This window comes from Stenotrophomonas sp. TWI273 (genome assembly GCF_039674765.1).
Taxonomy (GTDB): Bacteria; Pseudomonadota; Gammaproteobacteria; order Xanthomonadales; family Xanthomonadaceae; genus Stenotrophomonas.
Map to the genome: position 1 here is coordinate 1 of NZ_JBDJOA010000009.1, position 20,389 is coordinate 20,389.

Sequence of the window (20,389 nt, forward strand, 5' to 3'; positions counted from 1 at the left end):
GGTCGGGCGGGCGGGGGGCGGGCACCCTGGCCCCCAGCGGGACGCGGTGGGGGTGGCGGCCCCGGGGCCGGCACTACCTCAGATGTCCGCCACCTGCTTGCGCAGCGCGGCCAGCTGTTGGCGCAGGGTGTCGTTTTCCAGGGTCAGCGCGATGATGCGCTGGCGCAGCTCGGCAGGGCCTTCGCCCAGTGCGTTGAGCGCATCGGCGATCTCGGCGGCGCGGCTGGGGTCGACCTCGGCGTCGCCGTCGGCACTGTGCAGCACCTCCTGGACCGGCTTGCGCGGCTTGCGCTTGGACTCGCGCACGCGCTTGGCGGCCTGCTTGAGCTCGTCCTTGCCGGCGGCGGCCGCGGCGCGTTGTTCGTCTTCGGGCAGGTCGGCCACGGCGGCCGCGGCGCTGATCGAGATCACCCCGGTCTTGACCGCTTCCACCAGCTCCGGTGCGGCCTGCTTGTGGATGCGCTCGATCATCGTCACCTGGCTGCTGCTCAGGCGCGCTTCGCGGGCCATGTCGGCGCGGCTGACCTTCGGCGCGGCCGCCCACGGCGGGCTGTCCTCGTCACCAGCATCGGCCGGGCCGCTGATCTCGCCATCGCTTTCCTTCTGCAGCTGGGCCTGATCGGCGCGGTGGCGCTCGGCCAGGATGTCGCGCTTGCGCAGCGCCAGCACGCCACGCTGGAAATCGGAGACGCTGCGGCGCCCCAGGTGCTGTTCGATCATCCACAGGTGGACGTCATCCATCGACTGGAAGCGGGTGTTCTGGATCGTCTGGAACGGCAGGCCGTGCTTCTGGCAGATGCCGTAGCGGTTGTGGCCATCGACCAGTACCTCGCCCCACAGCACCAGCGCGTCGCGGCAGCCTTCGGCGAGGATGCTGCGCTCCAGGGCGTCGTGCTCGTCCGGGGTCAGCGGGTCGATGTAGGCCTTGAGTTCTTCTTTGACGACAATGTCCATGCAATCCGGTACGCGAGCGAAACGTGACCGACCATTGTAAGGATCGCGGCGGTCGCCGTCGTCGCCGGTGGATTCAGCCTCAGCCGGTGGCGCGGATCATCTCGCCCAGTACGTCAACGATCCGGTCGATATGGCTGCGCTCCAGGATCAGCGGGGGCGACAGGGCGATCACATCGCCAGTGCAGCGCACCAGCAACTGGCCATCGCGGAAGCAGCGCTCGAACACCTCGTAGCCACGCGCGCCGGGGGCGTCCTTGCGCGGCATCAGCTCGACAGCACCGATGAGCCCGAAATTACGGATGTCCACCACATGCGGCAGCCCGCGCAGGCTGTGCAGTCGCTCCTGCCAGTAGTCGCCCAGCGCGATGGCGCGCTCGAACAGATGCTCTTCGGCGTAGGTATCCAGCGCCGCCAGGGCCGCTGCGCAGGCCAGCGGGTGGCCGGAATAGGTGTAGCCGTGGAAGAACTCGATGGCGGCCGGTGGGCCCTGCATGAAGGCGTCGTGGATCACTTCGCTGGCCAGCACCGCGCCCATCGGCACCGCGCCGTTGGTCAGCCCCTTGGCCAAGGTCATCAGGTCCGGGGTGACCCCGAAGCGATGCGCGGCGAAGGCGTTGCCGACCCGGCCGAAACCGGTGATCACCTCATCGAACACCAGCAGGATGCCGTGCTGGTCGCAGATCTCGCGCAGGCGCTGCAGGTACCCCGGTGCGGGCAGGATCACCCCCGCCGAGCCAGCGATCGGCTCGACGAACACCGCCGCGATCGTGGATGCATCGTGCAGCGCGATCAGGCGTTCCAGGTCTTCTGCGAGTTCGGCGCCGTGGCGCGGCAAGCCGGGGCTGAAGGCATTGCGCTCCAGATCGAGCGTGTGGCGCAGGAAATCGCTGCCGGGCAACAACGGCCCGAACGTCTTGCGGTTGTTGGGCAGGCCGCCGATCGACAGGCCGCCGAAGCCGACGCCGTGATAGGCCTTCTCCCGGCCGATGAAGCGGGTGCGGTGACCCTCGCCGCGCAGGCGATGGTAGGCCAGCGCGATCTTCATCGCGGTGTCGACCGCCTCGGAGCCGGAGTTGGTGAAGAACACATGGTTCAAGCGGCCCGGTGCCAGCGCGGCCAACCGCTGGGCCAGCACGAAGGGCAAGGGGGAGGCCATCTGGAACGGTGGCGCGAAATCCAGCGTGGCCGCCTGCTGCTGGATCGCCTGCACGATCCTCGGCCGCGCATGCCCTGCGTTGCAGCACCACAGGCCGGCCGCGCCATCCAGGATCGGACGGTCGTCGATGTCGTGGTAATACATGCCCTGCGCACGCACCAGCAGGCGCGGGGCCGCCTTGAACTGGCGGTTGGCGGTGAATGGCATCCAGTAGGCATCCAGGTCTGCGGGTGCCTGGCTGGCCAGGGTCGACAACGACGAATCGGGACGAGGCATGCGGCACTCCGCAAGGGCGCGATGGTCACGACTTTATCGCACTCGCCTCACGTCATCCCGTGATGGCGACGGGTATAACCGCCTTACCCGACTGAGTGGATTAGGACGACGCCGATGACCACCGCACGCACCCGCGACGACTGGCAACGCCAGGCCGATGCACTGACCTTCCAGGGCCAGGCCTTCATCGATGGGCGCTACGTGGACGCCGCCAGTGGCGCGCGCTATGACTGCGTCAGCCCGATCGATGGCCGCGTGCTGGTGCAGGTGGCCGACGCCGACACGACGGACGTCGATCGGGCGGTCGCAGCGGCGCGGCGCAGTTTCGATGCGGGCGACTGGTCGCGGGCGGCGCCCTCTCATCGCAAGCAGGTGCTGCTGCGGCTGGCCGACCTGGTGGAACAACACGCCGATGCGCTCGCGCTGCTGGAAACCCTGGACATGGGCAAGCCGGTCCGCGACGCACGCGAGGGCGATCTGGCCGGTGTCGTGCGCTGCCTGCGCTGGACCGCCGAGGCGGTGGACAAGGTGTACGGCGAGGTTGCCCCGACCGCGCTGGATACGCTGGGCCTGATCACCCGTGAGCCGGTGGGCGTGGTGGCGGTGATCGTGCCGTGGAACTTCCCGCTACTGATGGCAACGTGGAAGATCGCGCCAGCCTTGGCGGCGGGCAATTCCGTGGTGCTCAAGCCCTCCGAGCGCTCGCCGCTGAGCGCGATCCGCCTGGCCGCGCTGGTGGCCGAGGCGGGGGTGCCTGATGGCGTGTTCAATGTGCTTCCCGGCCATGGTGAGCGGACGGGCGAACCGTTGGCGTTGCACATGGACGTGGATGCGCTGGCGTTCACCGGCTCCACCGCCGTCGGTCGGCGGTTGCTGCAATGCGCCGGGAAATCGAATCTCAAGCGCACCTGGCTGGAGTGCGGCGGCAAGAGCCCGAACCTCGTGTTCGCTGATGCGCCCGATCTGGACAAGGCCGCCCAGGCCGCTGCCACCGCGATCTTCTACAACCAGGGCGAGGTGTGCACCGCCGGCTCGCGCCTCCTGGTCCAGCGCTCGATCAAGGATGCCTTCGTGGCCCGCGTACTGGCGCATGGCCGGCATATGCAGCCGCAGCATCCCTTCGAGCCGGATGCCGCGATGGGCGCACTGGTCGATGAGGCGCATGCAGGCCGCGTGCTGGATTATGTAGCACGCGGCGAGGCCGAGGGCGCACGCCTGCTGCTGGGGGGCAAGCGGCTGGAGGTGGTGCCGGGTGGCAGCTATGTCGAGCCGACGGTGTTCGACGAGGTCGATCCGCAGCACACGATCGCCCGCGAGGAGATCTTCGGCCCGGTGCTGTCGGTGCTGACCTTCGATCATGAAGACGATGCCCTGCGCATGGCCAATGATTCGATCTACGGGCTGGCCGCCGGGGTGTGGACACGCGACCTTGGCCGTGCGCATCGGGTAGCACGCGGGCTGCGTGCGGGCAGTGTGTGGGTCAATCAATGGGATGGTGGCGACATGACCGCCCCATTCGGTGGCTACAAGCAGTCCGGCATCGGCCGCGACAAATCCCTGCACGCCTTCGACAAGTACACCGAACTCAAGGCGACCTGGATCCACCTGGGCGGCTGACGCCGCTCAGCAGTCCTGGCTGTGGCGGATCAGCGACTCGCGCAGCAGGTCGCGATCCATTTCATCCACGGCGTTGCGCAGGTAGTCGATCTGCTGCCGCGTCAGGCGGCACGGGTCCACCGTGTAGCCCGGGGGCCACGCGCCGATCAGCTGGAAGATGCCGTGCACGATCTGCTCCGGGGTCATCCCGGCCTTCATACGGAAGCGCTTGCGCTTGGGCTGGAATGCCAGGTGCACATCCCGATCCCCCAGCACGCGTGGCGCCAGCGAGGCGGCATCGATACCGCTGCCCGTCAGCGAGGCAGGCACGCGCAGCTCCAGTACGGCCGGTGGTGCTGGCGGATCCACCACCGCAGCCGGCGATGCGGTGCTGGACGTGGCCACGAGAGGTGCAGCCAGGCGCCGCGACGCAGGCGGCTGCTGTGCTGGCGGCGGGGCGGGCGAGGGTAGGGGAACTGGTGCAGGCAACGGCCGCGGCAGCCAGTACACCGCCAGGCGGGCCTCCTCCGCAGCGCCACTGGGGGCCGGAGACCGCAGCAGCACGCCCAGCATCAGCCCGTGCACAACGATCACCACCGCGATGGCGACCGGCTGCGCCCAGCGCAAGGGGGCGGCACTCTTCCGTGAGGCTGACATCCGGGACCGTCCTGGCGGGGTGACCGCGTTGAGACCCTGCGGTGCCGGGGAAGTTCCTGCCGGATGCGCAGGTCGCCGAGGCGGTCACAGGCTGACAGTCTCGTCTGCAACCATTGCGGCAGCCAGCGGAAGGCCGTGGCAGAATCCGGCAGCTGCCTTTTTCTGCGTGCCCGATGTCCACACCTGCTGTCGCCCCTGTCGTGAACTCTCCCCGCCGCATTCTGCTGGCGAGCCTGATCGGCACCACCATCGAGTTCTTCGATTTCTACATCTACGCCACCGCCGCGGTGCTGGTGTTCCCGCACCTGTTTTTCCCCGAAAGCAGCGATGGGGCGGCGATGCTGCAGTCGCTGGCGACCTTCGCGGTGGCCTTCATCGCGCGGCCGGTCGGCTCGGCGGTGTTCGGTCACTACGGTGACCGCATCGGGCGCAAGGCGACGCTGGTCGCTGCGCTGCTCACGATGGGCATCTCCACCGTGGCGATCGGCCTGCTGCCCACGCATGCCAGCATCGGGCTGGTCGCGCCGGCACTGCTCGCGCTGTGCCGCTTCGGGCAGGGACTGGGGCTGGGGGGAGAGTGGGGTGGCGCCGTGCTGCTGGCCACCGAGAATGCGCCGCCCGGCAAACGCGCCTGGTACGGCATGTTCCCGCAGTTGGGCGCACCGCTGGGCTTCCTGCTTTCGGCCGGTATCTTCCTGCTGCTGGGCCGCGCGATGAGCGAGGCCGATTTCCTGCAATGGGGCTGGCGCGTGCCGTTCCTGGCCAGTTCGCTGCTGGTCGGCATCGGCCTGTGGGTACGCCTGAACATCCACGAGACCCCGCAATTCCAGGCCGCGCTGGACCGCAACGAGCGGGTCAAGCTGCCGATGTGGACGGTGCTGCGCGAACATCCGCTGACGCTGGTGCTGGGCACCCTGGGGGCGTTCGCCACCTTCGTGCTGTTCTACCTGATGACGGTGTTCACCCTCGGCCACGGCACCACCGTGCTGGGCTACTCGCGTGAGCAGTTCCTGCTGCTGCAGATGGTCGGCATCCTGTTCTTCGCCGCCGGCATTCCCATTTCCGCGTTGTACGGCGACCGCTGGGGCACGCGCCGCACGATGATCGTGGCCAGCGGCCTGATCCTCGCCTTCGGCGTGGTGTTCGCGCCGCTGTTCCAGGCCGGCAGCCCGTGGCTGGTGTTGGGGTTCCTGGCGCTGGGCCTGTTCCTGATGGGCCTGACCTACGGCCCGTGCGGCACCTTCCTGGCCGAGATCTACCCGGTGCAGGTGCGCTATACCGGCGCCTCCTTGTCGTTCAACCTGGCCGGCATTCTCGGTGCCGCACCGGCGCCGTATGTGGCGACGTGGCTGGCCGAGCGCTATGGCCTGGTCGCGGTGGGCTATTACCTGTGCGTGACCGCATTGATCACCATCGTCGCCTTGCTGGCGATGGGGCGGCGCGGGCGCTGATCAGCGGAAGAAGCGCTTGAGCGTGCGGCCCAGCCAGCTGCCCTGCTGGTGGTCGCGCGCGAACTGGTTGAGGTGTTGTTTGACCTGCGGCGCGTACGCCTTGTCATCGCCACGGATATGGTTGAACAGCCAGCGCGACAGCATCGTGCGCAGCTCGTCGGTGATGTCCTCACCGGCCTGGAAACGCAGCCGGTACTCGCCCACGCGCTTGCCGAAGATTTCGTGCACGCGCTTGTGCGCCGCGCAGAACGGGTAGCCGGCTTCCTCCATCAGCTCTTCTTCGAAGGCGAAGTGGGACATCGTGTAGTCCACGAGTTCGTCGATGACCTCGGCCACGGCCAGCCGCTCCAGGCTCTTCTGGGCGACGTGCAGGTGGTTGAGCATCTCCACGATGCGCATGTGCTGGTGATCGATGACATCGATACCGATGTTCAGATCGTCCTGCCAGACCAGAAGTGCCATGGTGCGTTCCCCGCGCTGTTCAACTGGGGGCGACTCTAGGCAGTCGCGGCCGGGGCCGCGTTGATCTCGATCAAGGCGCCAGGGCAGGCTCGCGCTGGCGTGGGCCGGTCGCCACGGTGGCGCAATGGACGCGATTGCGGCCGCCGGCCTTGGCCAGGTACAGCTGCCGATCGGCCTCGGAAATCAGCCGGTGCAGGGAATCGCGCTGCGGCCGCAGACAGCACAGCCCGATGCTGACCGTCATGCGCAGGGTGGTGTTGCCCAGGTCGACCTCCAGCGCGGCGATGCGCTGGCGCAGTTCGTCGAAGTAGTGCACGGCCTGCTCTTCATCCATGCCCGGTACCAGCAGGCAGAACTCCTCGCCGCCGAAGCGTGCGATCAGATCGTCCTGGCGCGCATGCTGGGCGACCGCTGCGGCCACCGCGCGCAGCGCATCGTCGCCGGCCTCGTGGCCATGGGTATCGTTGATGTGCTTGAAGTGGTCGATGTCGATCATCGCGACAGCCACCTGTTCGCCATCCAGGTGCAGCTGCGGCAGCTGACGCTGACTCTGCTCCAGGAAGCAGCGACGATTCGGCAGCCCGGTCAGAAAATCGCGGGTAGCCAGGTCCTGCAGGGTGCCGATCAGCTCGAGCTGGTCCACGTTCTGCGAGACGCGGCAGAAGAACTCCTCGCGCGAGAAGGGCTTGCGCAGGAAATCGTTGGCGCCGTTCTTGAGGAAGCGCGGAATCAGCGAAGGATCGGTATTGCCGGAAATCCCGATCACGGCCAGCTTGTCGCGCGAGCGCATCGTGCGCAGGCGGCGGGTGAATTCCACGCCCTCCATGCCTGGCATCTCCTGATCGACCACCGCCAGCCGGATCGCCGGGTGCGCCTCGATGGCCTTCAGTCCCTCGGCGCCGTCAGCGGCCTCGTAGACATCGTGCCCATACATGCGCAGCAAGGAGGCGGCGTACATCCGCGCCGACATCGAGTCATCCACCACCAGCGCGGCGATGCGCCGGTTGCGCTCCAGTCGTTGCACGAGCCACACCAGATAATCGATGCTGCCCGGGGTGTTCTTGAGCACGTAATCGATGATCTGCTGCTGCAGCACGCGCTTGCGCAGATCCTCGTCATACACGCCGCTGACCACCACGGTGGGCAGCCCGCGCGACAGGAAGTAGTCCACCACGGTATCGCGGTCGCCATCGGCCAGCACCAGCCCGGTCAGGACCAGGAACCAACCCTGTTCCTCATCCAGCAGCCGCCCGGCCTCGGCCAGGCTGGTCGCCACCGAAACCGGCAGCTCCAGCCGCTGCTCGATCGCCTCACGCAGCATGCTGGTGAACGTGCGCGAGTTTTCCACCAGCAGGATCCGCTGGGGCAGGGCATCACCGGGGTCGCTGAGAACAGCGCCCTGCAACAGTGCCGGCATGAGGCGTACGCTCGGTTCCGAGTGGGTCGGGACTGGTAGCGGCGGTTTCACGCGTAACTTTAGGGAGAGGGGTGCCGCGAAATGTCGCAGCCTCCGCCTGGTTGCCGGGTGGGGCGTCGTCCTGTGCTGGCCGCTCAGGCGGCCCCGGCTGATCGATGGATGTCCGCTTACGGTTACTATCGCTGAAGTTCCCCTCAACGTTTTAATCAGGAGGTAAATGTGCGCATTCCAAGGATTGTTGGTGTTGTGGGTGTCGTTATTCTCGCGTCGGTTCCGATGGTTGGAATGGCGCAGTCAGATAATCATGGATCGCCACTGGCGAAGCGAGGGCTGGGGCAGACACAGCCGCTGGCCGCCAACCTGAGCCAAAATTCAAATTGGCTGGTATATGGATTTGAGCGCGAGGGAATCACCTATTACCAAGTGAACGATCTTGCCGGGCGCGTGCACGTGATCATCGGAAACGCAGATGATGTGTTCTGGGCATTGCCGGCTGGCGATGTTCCCGCGCGAGTGTCGCTGCCGACGCTGCGCGTTCAGGCGCCGAAAGGCGCGAGGCGCTCCGAGGTGTATCGCGGCCCACGCTTCTCGCTGGTGCTTTACGGGAGCGGCACTGATGCCGTCTGGTCGGTCGAGCCAGTGAGCGGCAGCAACTAGGCCATCTGCGGCAACATCAGGTGCAGTTTCGTTACCGCCCGACGTAGGGCGTAACGCGGGCTCGGCTGATGACTCTGTGGTGGACCTGCAGGTGATGCGATCACCTGCAGGTCCAAGTTACGGGGAACCCAACATCCTACCTGCTGTTTTTCTGACGCCGCTGTCCTGCTGTGTTCGTCCCAAGGGCGATGGATCCAAGGAGTTTGCAGAAAGTCAGGTTAACGCTTGACTGCTACCGCGCCCTGTCGTTTTTACGTATTCAACCGAGACGCTATGCGCGGCGTCGTGGGAAGCGATTGGCGGCATTTCCAGAAGCGCCATCCTGACCCGATTGCGACGACACTGCACAACACCACCATAGGCAAGAGCTCGCCCGGCGAGACGTTCAACCGCCATGGTCATGGTGGCTTCGGACAGCGCACATGTGGCATCCAGCAACGCCACGGTCACCACGATGCCCTGATACCGACCAAACCTGCCACAGCGCGCGCGGACCTCGATCTGGCCCGATTCACTCTCCAGCAGCAGCGACACGGCATCGGTCATTGCACGGTAGGCAGCCAATTGCAGGCCGATACTCAATTGGCAGGGATCCCCCTGCAGCCGCGGGCGGGAGACGCGGTGGGTCAGATCCCACGCTTCGCGGACCCCACCAGCCTGCAGGGCGACATACAGACCCAGATGATCCAGTGCTGTCGGATAGACCATGCTGGCCTGGGCGCGGAACTGCCGCGAATGCACGACAGCGGTATCGAGCAATCCCCCAGCGATCTCGTGGTGTCCGTGCAGCTTCAGCCAGCTCACAACTTCGTTGAGGGATATATCCATGCCCTCCCCGATCTTTCTCAAGTGAAGTGCGCGTTCGCGGAGCCCCATTTCGCTTGTCACATGAGAGCTTCTGGCCAACTTGATTGCATTCTTCTCGCCGTCGTCCCGAATTTTGTAGTGATGGTAGTAGTGGCTGATGCGTGAGCCGAGGACCAGCAATGCAATGCCTGTGATGGCCATGATCAACTGTGTGGTGAAGGCTGACGGATCAAACGACGATGGGTAAGGCTTTGGCGTAGTAAGGCCGATGATGAGGTTCAGCACCGGCACCGAAATCGCGGCACCTCGCCAGCCGAGGAGGCAGGTCAGAGCAATGGCAGGTAGCGCCATAAGCACCTGTAGGCTGGTTTTCATCGTCATTGAGTCTGCAGGCAGCAGCGCCGCCGATATGCCCAGGACAGTCATCAGTCCAAGGGCCATTGACGTCGGCTTCAGGAACATCGCTGCCCAGTCCGGCTCGCTGTGGCGGGTTGCCCACAAGAGTGCAAGGGGTGCCACCGTCAGGATGCCGATGAAGTCGCCGACCACATAGCGCGCGACACCAGTGAGCGCGGGCATGTCTGGTGGAATTGGCCAGAGTAATTCTGATAGAGAAATATTGAGTACGGTAACTACTAGCGCCGACGCTGCAGCAATTGATAATAGCCAGGTTTCTGTAGTGGTCGCCATCATTCGGCGATGCAGTCGAACGACAAACGCGACTGCCGGCATCAGCGAAGCAGAGCCAAGCACGACCCACGCCAGCCCGTACTTCTCCACCATCGGGTAACGCATCTGCGCGAAGTAGGCGTACTCACCCAGGAACAGATAGGGCCACAGTCGTGGTGGACAGAGCAGCAGTGCAGCCACGCGTATGCCGGCAGGCAGGTAGAACTGGTCGAGGGACAGCTTGCGTGCGCCCCAACAGGCAAGGGCATAGATGACGGCAAGGACAAGCCCGATCGGCTCGATGCGCAGATTCAACTGAAGTCCATTTTTCCACCATTCTCCTCGCACCGGCTCCCCCTGTTCGTGCCTTCAACATCCCTGTGTATCAATGCCGCGATCAGATTGGACGGTATATACACGCGCCGGATTATGCAATTGCGCAAGTGGTCCGGCGCGATGGCGCGCGCAGCGTATGGATTCACGCGCGGGCATGGGTCGGGGCCATGGGCGTGACACATATCTCATTTTCTTAGGAAACTCTTCACGCTCGTCGTACGGCCCGCAGTCGAGTTGCGCCGCGGATACACAGATGACGTCCCGTGTTCGAGGCGTGCCCATCTCTGCCACTGCAGGCCTTGATATGACGCATTCTCCACACATCGTTGCGCTGTGACGCGCGGCGTGCGCAGCAAGAGATGCGCTCTCATGCCATCTGCTTGCACTCCCGGTCTGGCGCTGCCGGGAAACGGAGCGACCGCTTTCAGATGTCGCACCATGTCTCACTTTACCCGTGGTCGCCGAACGCCCCTTGCGCCCTCACCACAACGCATCCCGCAGCTTGTACCAGGACATCGCCGCAACCAGCAGCGGGGTTCGCAGCATGCGCCCGCCGGGGAAGGGGCGGTGCGGAATGCGTTCGAATACATCCAGGCGCTCCGCCTGGCCGGCGATGGCTTCGGCCAGCACCTGGCCCGCCAGGCCCGCTGCGGCAACACCGTGGCCCGAGAAGCCCTGCGCGAAATAGACATTCGGGGTCAGTCGGCCCCAGTGCGGGGCGCGGTTGCGGGTGATATCCACATAGCCGCCCCACACGTACTCCAGCTCCACGTCGGCCAGCTGCGGGAACACCGCGCGCATGCGCCGGGTCATCACACCGCGCAGGCCGGGCGGGGGCAGGGCGGAGTAGCTGGCCTGGCCGCCGAACAGCAGGCGGTGATCGCGGCTGAGGCGGAAGTAGTCCAGTGCCCAGCTGACGTCGGCCACGGCCATGTCATTGCGGATCAGCGATTGCGCCCGTGCTTGCCCAAGGACCGCACTGGCACCGATATAGGTGCCGACCGGCATGATCCGCGATTCCAGCTCCGGCGCGATGCCCTCCAGCCAGGCATTGCCGGCGATCACCACGTGGTCGGCGCTGACCGTGCCGTGCGCGGTGCGCAGCTGCGGCCGGGGCCCGCGGATCAGCTGCAGGACCGGGGACTGCTCGTGGATCACCGCGCCGGCCGCCTCCGCGGCACGGGCCAGGCCCTGCGCGTAGGCCAGCGGATGCAGGTGGCCGCTATGGGGATCGAACATCGCCCCGCGATAGCGGGGGCTGTCCAACTGCCCGCGCAGCTGCGTGCGGTCCCACCATTGCAGCGGATAGTCGTAGCGCTGGGCCAGATCGATCAGCCCGGCGCGCAGCATGCGCTCCTGGCGGGGTTTGATCGGCACGCTGGCATGGCCGTCGCGCCAATCGCACTCGATCTGGTGGCGGACGATGCGGTCACGCAGCAGGCGCATGCCATCGCGCGAGAATTCGAACAGCGCCCGCGCGTCTTCAGCGCCCACCAGATGCTCGAGCGTATCCACCTCGCAGCCGTAGCCGACGATCGCCTGGCCACCGTTGCGGCCGGACGCCCCCCAGCCCACGCGGTGCGCCTCCAGCAGCGAGACGCGATAACCGCGCTCGGCCAGGGTCAGGGCGGCGGACAGGCCGGTGTAGCCGGCACCCAGCACGCACACGTCGGCGCTCAGATCCCCCGTCAGCGGTTCACGTAGCGGCGCGCCCGGCACGCTGTCGGCGTACCAGCTGGGTGCATGCGCCTCGCCGGCAGCCGTCATGCCGGGCACCGGCGGGGAGAGGACAGGACAACAATCATGGACAAAGGATGCCAGCAACCGGCGCGCGGGACAGGGGTCAGTCTGTCGCAGCTACTGCCGCAGGCGTGTGAGGGGCGCGCGCACCGCCGATGCGGCGCTGTGTTGCGCGAGGTCTGCGCACGGGGGTAACGTGGCTGCAGGTCATCCGAGCATGACGCATGGTCTCGCCCCCTTGGGTCGGACTGCCCACCGACAGCACGATGCTGGGCCATCATCCCTTCGCGGCGGCGGGTGAGAAGTACGTCCGCGCGCTGGCCGAGGCGGCCGGTGTCACCCCGGTGCTGCTGCCCAGCCTGCAGCCGCCGTTGCCGGCCACGCATTGGCTGGACCGCCTGCAGGGCCTGCTGCTGACCGGCGCGGTGAGCAATATCGAACCGCATCTGTATGCCGGGCCGCCGAGCTGGCCCGGCAACCGCCATGATCCGGCGCGCGATGCGAACGCGCTCTCCCTGTTGCAGGAGGCGCTGGCCCGCGACCTGCCTGTGCTGGCGATCTGTCGGGGTTTCCAGGAATTGAACGTCGCGCTCGGTGGCAGTCTGCACCCGCGCGTGCACGCGGTGCCGGGCATGAACGATCATCGTGAAGACCCGGAGGCGCCGGTGGCGGTGCAATATGGGCCGGCGCATGCGGTGCACCTGTGTGAGGGCGGTTGGCTGGCCGGCTGGGCCGGCGCGCCCACGGCACGGGTCAATTCCGTGCACGGGCAGGGCATCGATCGCTTGGCCGAGGGCCTGCAGATCGAGGCCGTTGCTGAGGATGGCCTGATAGAAGCCGCCCGCAGCACCGCGCATCGTTTCGTGCTCGGGGTGCAGTGGCATCCGGAGTGGCGGGTGGCCGACAATTCGTTCTATCACAGCATTTTTCACGCTTTCGGCGATGCTTGTCGCCGCAACTCTCTTACAGCAGACCGGTCATGACCACCCGAACGCGTTCGCGCAAAGCCGCCGCCCCCAAGCCTGTTCCGCAGGAGAGCACGCTGCTGCGCTGGCTCAAGGACCGGCGCATCACCGAGGTGGAGTGCCTGGTGCCGGACATCACCGGCAACGCGCGCGGCAAGATCATTCCGGCCGACAAGTTCTCGCACGATTACGGCACGCGCCTGCCGGAGGGTATCTTCGCCACGACGGTCACCGGCGAGTTCCCGGACGATTACTACGAGCTGACCTCACCGTCGGATTCGGACATGATCCTGCGCCCGGATGCCGACACCGTCCGCATGGTGCCCTGGGCGACCGATCCGACCGCGCAGGTCATCCACGACTGTTTCACCAAGACCGGTGAGCCGCATGAGCTGGCCCCGCGCAACGTGCTGCGGCGCGTCCTCAATGCCTATGCCGAACTGGGCCTGCGCCCGGTGGTGGCACCGGAGTTGGAGTTCTTCCTGGTCCAGAAGAACACCGACCCGGACTTCCCGCTGCTGCCGCCGGCCGGCCGCTCCGGGCGTCCTGAAACCGCGCGCCAGTCCTACTCGATCGATGCGGTCAACGAGTTCGATCCGATCCTCGATCTGATGTACGACTACTGCGATGCGATGAAGCTGGACGTGGATACGCTGATCCATGAATCCGGCGCGGCGCAGCTGGAGGTCAACTTCACCCACGCCAATGCGATGGATCTGGCCGACCAGGTCTTCCTGTTCAAGCGCACCATGCGTGAGTCGGCCATGCGCCATGGCATCTACGCCACCTTCCTGGCCAAGCCGATGGAGAACGAGCCGGGCAGTGCGATGCATATCCACCAGAGCCTGCTGCGGATCAGCGACGGCAGCAACGTGTTCACCGGCGAGCATGGCGGTGAGGATTTCAGCCCGTTGTTCGGGCACTACCTGGCCGGCCTGCAGAAGTACGTGCCGGCGGCGATGGCATTTTTCGCGCCGAACGTGAACTCCTACCGTCGGCTGATGTTCGGCGAGGTCTCCCCGAGCAACGTGCACTGGGGCTTCGACAACCGCACCTGCGGGCTGCGCGTGCCGCTGGATACACCAGAGAACATGCGGGTGGAAAGCCGGTTTGCCGGCTCGGATGCCAACCCCTACCTGGCGATCGCTGCCACCCTGGCCGCCGGCCTGCTCGGCATCCGCGAGCAGGGCTCCCCCACCGCGCCGATCAGCGGCAGCGCCAAGGAACTCGGCTATGACCTGCCGCGCTCGCTGGGCGAGGCGCTGGACGGGCTGGAAGGCTGCCCGGAACTGCGCGAGATGCTGGGCGAGCGCTTCTGCCGCGCCTATGTGTCGGTCAAGCGCAAAGAATACGAGACCTTCTTCCGGGTGATCAGCTCCTGGGAACGTGAGTTCCTGCTGCTCAACGTCTGACCGAGCCACCGGATCCGGCATGGCCGTGAGGGCCATGTGCTGGGAAAATGGGGGCATGCCCGGTAGGCTGGCACCCGTTGCGCCGGTCCGGCCGGTTCCCCCCAACTCGCACCTGACCTGTGGAGAGTCCGATGAAGCTGCGAATCCTCACCCTCGGCATTGCCGTATCCGTGCTGACCGCCTGTGGCGGCGGTGACAAGCAGGACGACGCCAAGGTCCTGAACGTCTACAACTACAGCGATTACATCGCCGAAGACACCATCCCGAACTTCGAAAAGGCCACCGGCACCAAGGTGACCTATGACGTGTTCGACAGTGATGAGATGGTCGAAACCAAGCTGTTGGCCGGCAACAGCGGTTACGACGTGGTGGTGCCGACGCTGAACTTCTTCGGCCGCCAGATCAAGGCCGGCGTGTTCCTGCCGCTGGACAAGAGCAAGATCCCGAACCTGGCCAACCTCGACCCGGACGTGATGAAGCGCATTGCCCAGCAGGACCCGGGCAACGAATACGGTGTGCCGTACATGATCGGCACCACCGGCATCGGCTACAACGTGGAGCTGCTCAAGCAGCGCTTCGGTGGCAGCACCGACATCGCCAACAGCTGGGATCTGGTCTTCAAGCCCGAAAACATCGCCAAGATGAAGGACTGCGGGATCACCATCCTGGATACGCCTTCGGACATGATCCCGATCGCGCTGCACTACCTGGGCGAAGATCCGCACAGCCAGGATCCGGCCACGCTGCAGAAGGCGGCCGCGCTGCTCAAGAGCATCCGCCCCTACGTGCAGAACTTCCACTCCTCGCAGTACGTGGGCTCGCTGGCCAACGGCGGCACCTGCCTGGTGGTGGGTTGGTCCGGTGACATCATTCAGGCCCGTGACCGTGCAGCTGAAGCTTCCAATGGCGTGACCGTGGCCTACTCGATCCCGCGCGAAGGTGGCCCGCAGTGGTTCGACATGCTGGCCATCCCCAAGGATGCCAAGCACCCGGAGGCCGCCTACGCCTTCATCAACTACCTGCTGGAGCCGAAGGTCGCCGCGGCCAACACCAACTTCATCCATTACGCCAACCCGGTGACCGCGGCCACGCCGCTGGTGGACGAATCGATCCGCACCGACCCGACCATCTACCCGCCGGCCGATGTGGCGGCGAAGATGTTCACCTACTCGATCAACACGCCGGAGGTGGACAAGCTCTACACCCGGTTGTGGACCGAGGTGAAAACCGGGCGCTGACCGCCCCCTGCGACGCCGGCCCCGTGCCGGCGTCGTCGTTTCAGGGGGTAGGACATGACGCGGCCACCACCGGTAAAATGGCATTCTCCCCCCGTCCCGCCGCCGCTCCCGGAGCCGCTGACCATGCCATTTGAAGCCAAGCCGGAAGGCGCGGTCCTCCCGGTCCTGGAACCGGGCTACCTGTCCATCCGCGCGCTGCGCAAGGAGTTCGACGGTTTCGTCGCGCTCGACGACGTCACCCTGGACGTGCGCAAAGGCGAGATCTTCGCGCTGCTCGGTGGCTCGGGCAGCGGCAAATCGACGCTGCTGCGCTGCCTGGGCGGCTTCGAGACCCCCACCCAGGGGACCATCGACCTGGACGGCCAGCGCATCAACGCGCTGCCCCCGTACCAGCGCCCGATCAACATGATGTTCCAGTCCTATGCGCTGTTCCCGCACATGACGGTCGAGCAGAACATCGCCTTCGGCCTCAAGCAGGACGGCATGGCGCGCGATGCGATCAACCGCCGCGTCGGCGAAATGCTGGAGCTGGTGCAGCTGGGCAAGCTGGCCAAGCGCAAGCCGCACCAGCTCTCCGGTGGCCAGCAGCAGCGCGTGGCGCTGGCGCGGTCGCTGGCCAAAGGGCCCAAGCTGCTGTTGCTGGATGAACCGATGGGCGCGCTGGACAAGAAGCTGCGCTCGCAGATGCAGCTGGAGCTGGTCAACATCATCGAGACCACCGGGGTGACCTGCGTGATGGTCACCCACGATCAGGAAGAAGCCATGACCATGGCGACCCGGATCGCGGTCATGGATGCCGGCTGGATCCAGCAGGTCGGCAAGCCGGATGAAATCTACGAGCAGCCGGCCAACCGCTTCGTGGCCGAGTTCATCGGCTCGGTGAACCTGTTCGATGGCGTGCTCGATGAGGACCTGCCCGAGTACGTCACCGTGCGCACGCCGCTGTTCCCCGCACCGATCTACGTCGCCCACGGGATCACCGGTTACGAAGGCCAGCCGGTGGCGTTCGCACTACGCCCGGAAAAGGTGATGATCGGCAAGGACGAGCCGGCGGGGGATACCAACAAGGCCCAGGGCGTGATCGAGGAGATCGCCTACTTCGGCAGCCATTCGGTGTTCCATGTGCGCCTGCCGAGCGGGGCCAAGGTGCTGTCCAATTTCGCCAACTCCCAGCGCTGGGCCAGCGATGGCCTGACCTGGGGTGACACCGTCTGGGTGCACTGGCGCGACAACGATGGCGTGGTGCTGACCTCATGACCGCGACCGGCTGGAAGCGCTGGCTCCCGGGCACGCGCGCCGGCGTGATCGCCGCGCCGTACCTGTGGCTGCTGCTGTTCTTCGCGGTGCCGTTCGTGATCATCCTGATGATCTCCTTCGCGCGCACCCAGGTCGGTTCGCCGCCGTATACCTGGCTGCTGGAGTACGTGGATGGCGCCTTCTCGCTCAAGCTCAACCTCGGCAGCTACGCAGCCCTGGTCAAGGACAACCAGTACGCGCTGGCGTACCTGAGCTCGATCAAGATCGCGGTCATCTCGACCCTGCTCACGCTGCTGATCGGCTACCCGATGGCGTACGTGATCTCGCGGATGAGCCCGGCCGCGCGCAACGTGGCGATGATGCTGGTGGTGCTGCCCTCGTGGACCTCGTTCCTGATCCGGGTGTATGCCTGGATCGGCATCCTGGACCGCAACGGCCTGCTCAACCAGCTGCTGCTCAAGCTCGGCCTGATCGATGCGCCGCTGCAGATCCTGTATACCCCGACCGCCGCCTACATCGGCATCGTTTACTGCTACCTGCCGTTCATGGTGCTGCCGCTGTACGCCAACCTGGTCAAGCTGGACAACCGCCTGCTGGAAGCGGCCTACGACCTCGGCGCCAAGCCGTGGCAGGCCTTCGTGCGGATCACATTGCCGCTCTCGCGCACCGGCATCATCGCCGGCTGCATGCTGGTGATGATCCCGGCGGTAGGGGAGTTCGTGATTCCGGAAATGCTCGGCGGGCCGGATACGCTGATGATCGGCCGCGTGCTGTGGGGCGAGTTCTTCAACAACCGCGACTGGCCCACGGCCTCGGCGGTGGCGATCGTGATGCTGGCCCTGCTGCTGGTGCCGATCCTGCTGTTCAACCGCATGCAGCAGCGCGAGCTGGAAGGAAAGCTGGCATGAGCATGGTGCGCAGCAACCGCTGGCTGGGCTGGAGCCTGCTCGGGCTGGGCTTCGCCTTCCTGTACCTGCCGATCCTGTTGTTGATGGTGTACTCGTTCAACGCCTCCAAGCTGGCCACGGTATGGTCGGGCTTCTCCACGCGCTGGTACGGCGAGCTGTTCAACAACCGGCAGATCCTGGATGCGCTGTGGATCAGCCTCAAGGTCGCGTTCTGGACGGCCTGCGCGGCCACCGTGCTCGGCACGATGGCCGCGATGGTGATGACCCGCATGCGCCGCTTCCCGGGCAAGACCCTGTTCGGTGCGTTGATCACCGCACCGTTGGTGATGCCCGAAGTGATCCTGGGCTTCTCGCTGATGACCCTGCTGGTGGCGATGGGCGGCATTCCCGGCTTCCCCAGCCGCGGCGTGACCAGCATCTGGATCGCGCACGTCACCTTCACCCTGTCCTTCGTGACGGTGGTGGTGTCCTCGCGACTGCAGGAGCTGGACCGCTCGCTGGAGGAGGCCGCGATGGATCTCGGCGCGAGCCGGTTGAAGGTGTTCTTCCAGATCACCCTGCCGATCATCGCCCCGGCGCTGGTGGCCGGCTGGCTGCTGGCGTTCACGCTGTCGCTGGATGACGTGGTGATCGCCAGCTTCGTGGCCGGCCCGAACTCGACCACCCTGCCAATGAAGGTGTTCTCCTCCGTGCGGATGGGCATCAAGCCGGAGATCAATGCCCTGGCCACCTTGATGGTGCTGGCGGTGTCGATTGCGGCCGTGGTGGGCTGGTACATCACCTCCCGCGCCGAGAAGCGTCGCCAGCGCGACATGCAGATGGCGCTGCAGGACCCCGGCTGAACGTCATCCCGATCCGGCAACATCCGGATCACGGGGCGGGGCGCACACTGCGGGTCTGACTTTTGGAGACCCGCGATGACCGCTGACATCATCAATCCCGCGACCGGCCAGGTCACGTATCGCCATGAACTGCTCACCGCCACGGAGGTCGAGCAGCGCCTGGCCGCTGCCGCCGAGGCGTTTCCGGCCTGGTCAGCGCGTTCGCTGCAGGAGCGCGGGGCTATGCTGCGCGCCATCGCGGCCCAGCTGCGCCAGCGCAAGGGTGACATCCAGCAGGCGATGACCACCGAGATGGGCAAGCTCAAGGGGGAAGCGCTGGGCGAGATCGAGAAATGCGCCGAGGCCTGTGAGTTCTACGCCGATCACGCGGCCGATTACCTGAAGCCGCAGCTGATCGACACCGAGGCCCAGCGCAGCTACGTGCGCTACGAGCCGATCGGCTGCGTGTTCGCGGTGATGCCATGGAACTTCCCGATCTGGCAGGTGTTCCGTTTCCTCGCGCCGGCGTTCATGGCCGGCAATGTGGCGCTGCTCAAGCACGCCAGCAACGTGCCGCAATGTGCGGACCTGATCCTGGCGGTGTGCCGCGATGGCGGCCTGCCCGAGGGCGTGTTCGACGTGCTGCATATCGACAACGACCAGGCCGCCGAGGTGCTGCGCGACAAGCGCGTCAAGGCGGTCACACTGACCGGCAGCGAGCGCGCCGGGCGGTCGATTGCGGCCAATGCCGGTGACCAGCTCAAGAAGTGCGTGATGGAACTGGGCGGCAGCGACGCCTTCGTGGTGCTGGACGATGCCGATCTCGAGAAGACGGTGGCCGCAGCAGTGAAGTCACGCTTCGACAACAGCGGGCAGACCTGCATCGCGGCCAAGCGGTTCATCGTGGTCGACGCGATCGCCGATGCGTTCGTGGAGAAGTTCGTCGCCGCTGCAGGCAAGCGCGTCTACGGGGATCCGCAGGACGAGAAAACCACACTGGCGCCGATGGCACGCGCGGACCTGCGCGACGAGCTGCACAAGCAGGTGCAGGACAGCATCGCCAAGGGCGCCACGCTGCTGCTGGGAGGCGAGCCGGTGGCGGGCTCGCATGCCGGCTATCCGGCGACCATCCTGGACAACGTCACCCCCGGCATGCCGGCCTACGACGAAGAACTGTTCGGCCCGGCCGCCGCGATCCTGCGGGTCCGCGATGACGCCGAAGCGCTGCGCGTGGCCAACGACACCACCTTCGGGTTGGGCGGCAGCGTGTGGACGACCGATGCGGCGCGCGGCGAAGCCATCGCCCAGCAGCTGGAGTGCGGTGCCGCCTTCGTCAACGCCATCGTCAAGAGTGACGTCCGGCTGCCGTTCGGCGGCAGCAAAAGATCCGGCTTCGGTCGTGAACTGGCCGAGCATGGCATCCATGAGTTCATGAACATCAAGACGGTTTACGTGGCGTGATGCCACGGATCGGGTAGGAGCCGACCGTTGGTCGGCTCGCGCCGTGGTGGCTTACGGTCGCCCGCCATGGCGGCCAACGGTCGTCGCTGTAGCGACCAACGGTCGTCGCCGTAGCGACCAACGGTCGTCGCCGTAGCGACGAACGGTCG

At 66.0% G+C, this 20,389-nt stretch carries 17 protein-coding genes; 10 read left to right on the forward strand and 7 right to left on the reverse strand.

The features are described from left to right. Positions 1–78: 78 nt before the first annotated feature. Positions 79–954 (reverse strand): plasmid replication/partition related protein, encoded by an 876-nt coding sequence (locus tag ABE571_RS12920; protein WP_070426982.1) that lies wholly within the window; start codon positions 952–954, stop codon positions 79–81. 79 nt (positions 955–1,033) lie between these two features. Continuing rightward, on the reverse strand, positions 1,034–2,386 hold the full coding sequence (locus ABE571_RS12925) for an aspartate aminotransferase family protein (RefSeq protein ID WP_346493805.1): 1,353 nt from the start codon (positions 2,384–2,386) through the stop codon (positions 1,034–1,036). A 114-nt stretch (positions 2,387–2,500) separates the two neighbouring features. On the opposite strand from ABE571_RS12925, the gene ABE571_RS12930 reads away from it, so the two are divergent. Beyond that, a complete protein-coding gene (locus ABE571_RS12930; RefSeq protein ID WP_346464573.1) occupies positions 2,501–4,003 on the forward strand; it encodes an aldehyde dehydrogenase in 1,503 nt (500 codons plus the stop codon). Positions 4,004–4,009: 6 nt separating this feature from the next. Here ABE571_RS12930 and ABE571_RS12935 read toward each other — a convergent pair whose 3' ends face one another. Then, positions 4,010–4,387: a hypothetical protein gene (locus tag ABE571_RS12935; protein ID WP_346493806.1), complete on the reverse strand. Its 378-nt coding sequence runs from the start codon at positions 4,385–4,387 to the stop codon at positions 4,010–4,012. A 425-nt stretch (positions 4,388–4,812) separates the two neighbouring features. Here ABE571_RS12935 and ABE571_RS12940 point away from each other — a divergent pair, with 425 nt between their 5' ends. Beyond that, on the forward strand, positions 4,813–6,090 hold the full coding sequence (locus ABE571_RS12940; RefSeq protein ID WP_313217782.1) for an MFS transporter: 1,278 nt from the start codon (positions 4,813–4,815) through the stop codon (positions 6,088–6,090). Here the strand turns inward: ABE571_RS12940 and ABE571_RS12945 are convergent, their stop codons facing one another. Together ABE571_RS12945 and ABE571_RS12950 are read right to left on the reverse strand one after the other, a co-directional pair. Beyond that, positions 6,091–6,552 carry a bacteriohemerythrin gene (locus ABE571_RS12945; protein ID WP_313211262.1) on the reverse strand — a complete coding sequence of 154 codons (462 nt, stop codon included), beginning with the start codon at positions 6,550–6,552 and terminating at the stop codon, positions 6,091–6,093. A 70-nt stretch (positions 6,553–6,622) separates the two neighbouring features. Next, positions 6,623–7,969, reverse strand: a complete 1,347-nt coding sequence (locus ABE571_RS12950) for a diguanylate cyclase (RefSeq protein WP_346493807.1) — start codon at positions 7,967–7,969, stop codon at positions 6,623–6,625. Positions 7,970–8,188: 219 nt separating this feature from the next. Here ABE571_RS12950 and ABE571_RS12955 point away from each other — a divergent pair, with 219 nt between their 5' ends. Further along, positions 8,189–8,626, forward strand: coding sequence for a hypothetical protein (locus ABE571_RS12955; protein WP_346493808.1), 438 nt, complete (start codon positions 8,189–8,191; stop codon positions 8,624–8,626). A 213-nt stretch (positions 8,627–8,839) separates the two neighbouring features. On the opposite strand, the gene ABE571_RS12960 is transcribed toward ABE571_RS12955, so the two are convergent. Both ABE571_RS12960 and ABE571_RS12965 read right to left on the reverse strand, forming a co-directional pair. Beyond that, entirely contained in the window at positions 8,840–10,417 is a 1,578-nt protein-coding gene (locus ABE571_RS12960; RefSeq protein WP_346493809.1) for an MASE1 domain-containing protein, read from the reverse strand. Between the two features lie 501 nt (positions 10,418–10,918). Next, the gene (locus tag ABE571_RS12965; RefSeq protein WP_346493810.1) at positions 10,919–12,205 is read right to left on the reverse strand and encodes an FAD-binding oxidoreductase; all 1,287 of its coding nucleotides are present in this window, start codon (positions 12,203–12,205) and stop codon (positions 10,919–10,921) included. Positions 12,206–12,402: 197 nt separating this feature from the next. On the opposite strand from ABE571_RS12965, the gene ABE571_RS12970 reads away from it, so the two are divergent. From ABE571_RS12970 to ABE571_RS13000, 7 genes are all read left to right on the forward strand, one after another. Beyond that, positions 12,403–13,161, forward strand: coding sequence for a gamma-glutamyl-gamma-aminobutyrate hydrolase family protein (locus tag ABE571_RS12970; protein WP_346464569.1), 759 nt, complete (start codon positions 12,403–12,405; stop codon positions 13,159–13,161). Further along, positions 13,158–14,555: a glutamine synthetase family protein gene (locus tag ABE571_RS12975; protein WP_123728825.1), complete on the forward strand. Its 1,398-nt coding sequence runs from the start codon at positions 13,158–13,160 to the stop codon at positions 14,553–14,555. The genes ABE571_RS12970 and ABE571_RS12975 overlap by 4 nt, the downstream gene beginning before the upstream one ends. Before the next feature lie 131 nt (positions 14,556–14,686). Beyond that, positions 14,687–15,793, forward strand: coding sequence for a polyamine ABC transporter substrate-binding protein (locus tag ABE571_RS12980; RefSeq protein WP_346465454.1), 1,107 nt, complete (start codon positions 14,687–14,689; stop codon positions 15,791–15,793). A 123-nt stretch (positions 15,794–15,916) separates the two neighbouring features. Beyond that, a complete protein-coding gene (gene potA / locus ABE571_RS12985) occupies positions 15,917–17,050 on the forward strand; it encodes a polyamine ABC transporter ATP-binding protein (RefSeq protein ID WP_070426989.1) in 1,134 nt (377 codons plus the stop codon). Then, a complete protein-coding gene (locus ABE571_RS12990; protein ID WP_259260210.1) occupies positions 17,047–17,958 on the forward strand; it encodes an ABC transporter permease subunit in 912 nt (303 codons plus the stop codon). The genes potA and ABE571_RS12990 overlap by 4 nt, the downstream gene beginning before the upstream one ends. Further along, entirely contained in the window at positions 17,955–18,800 is an 846-nt protein-coding gene (locus ABE571_RS12995; protein ID WP_313211255.1) for an ABC transporter permease subunit, read from the forward strand. Before ABE571_RS12990 ends, ABE571_RS12995 begins: the two co-directional genes overlap by 4 nt. A 75-nt stretch (positions 18,801–18,875) precedes the next feature. Next, on the forward strand, positions 18,876–20,240 hold the full coding sequence (locus tag ABE571_RS13000) for an NAD-dependent succinate-semialdehyde dehydrogenase (RefSeq protein ID WP_346482137.1): 1,365 nt from the start codon (positions 18,876–18,878) through the stop codon (positions 20,238–20,240). Positions 20,241–20,389: the final 149 nt, after the last annotated feature.

Excerpts from the sequence above, each read along its gene's own strand:
- ABE571_RS12920 (WP_070426982.1), bottom strand. The coding sequence starts at position 954 with ATGGACATTGTCGTCAAAGAAGAACTCAAGGCCTACATCGACCCGCTG.
- ABE571_RS12925 (WP_346493805.1), bottom strand. The coding sequence starts at position 2,386 with ATGCCTCGTCCCGATTCGTCGTTGTCGACCCTGGCCAGCCAGGCACCC.
- ABE571_RS12930 (WP_346464573.1), top strand. The coding sequence starts at position 2,501 with ATGACCACCGCACGCACCCGCGACGACTGGCAACGCCAGGCCGATGCA.
- ABE571_RS12940 (WP_313217782.1), top strand. The coding sequence starts at position 4,813 with ATGTCCACACCTGCTGTCGCCCCTGTCGTGAACTCTCCCCGCCGCATT.
- ABE571_RS12945 (WP_313211262.1), bottom strand. The coding sequence starts at position 6,552 with ATGGCACTTCTGGTCTGGCAGGACGATCTGAACATCGGTATCGATGTC.
- ABE571_RS12950 (WP_346493807.1), bottom strand. The coding sequence starts at position 7,969 with ATGCCGGCACTGTTGCAGGGCGCTGTTCTCAGCGACCCCGGTGATGCC.
- ABE571_RS12965 (WP_346493810.1), bottom strand. The coding sequence starts at position 12,205 with ATGACGGCTGCCGGCGAGGCGCATGCACCCAGCTGGTACGCCGACAGC.
- ABE571_RS12970 (WP_346464569.1), top strand. The coding sequence starts at position 12,403 with ATGGTCTCGCCCCCTTGGGTCGGACTGCCCACCGACAGCACGATGCTG.
- ABE571_RS12975 (WP_123728825.1), top strand. The coding sequence starts at position 13,158 with ATGACCACCCGAACGCGTTCGCGCAAAGCCGCCGCCCCCAAGCCTGTT.
- ABE571_RS12980 (WP_346465454.1), top strand. The coding sequence starts at position 14,687 with ATGAAGCTGCGAATCCTCACCCTCGGCATTGCCGTATCCGTGCTGACC.
- potA (WP_070426989.1), top strand. The coding sequence starts at position 15,917 with ATGCCATTTGAAGCCAAGCCGGAAGGCGCGGTCCTCCCGGTCCTGGAA.
- ABE571_RS12990 (WP_259260210.1), top strand. The coding sequence starts at position 17,047 with ATGACCGCGACCGGCTGGAAGCGCTGGCTCCCGGGCACGCGCGCCGGC.
- ABE571_RS12995 (WP_313211255.1), top strand. The coding sequence starts at position 17,955 with ATGAGCATGGTGCGCAGCAACCGCTGGCTGGGCTGGAGCCTGCTCGGG.
- ABE571_RS13000 (WP_346482137.1), top strand. The coding sequence starts at position 18,876 with ATGACCGCTGACATCATCAATCCCGCGACCGGCCAGGTCACGTATCGC.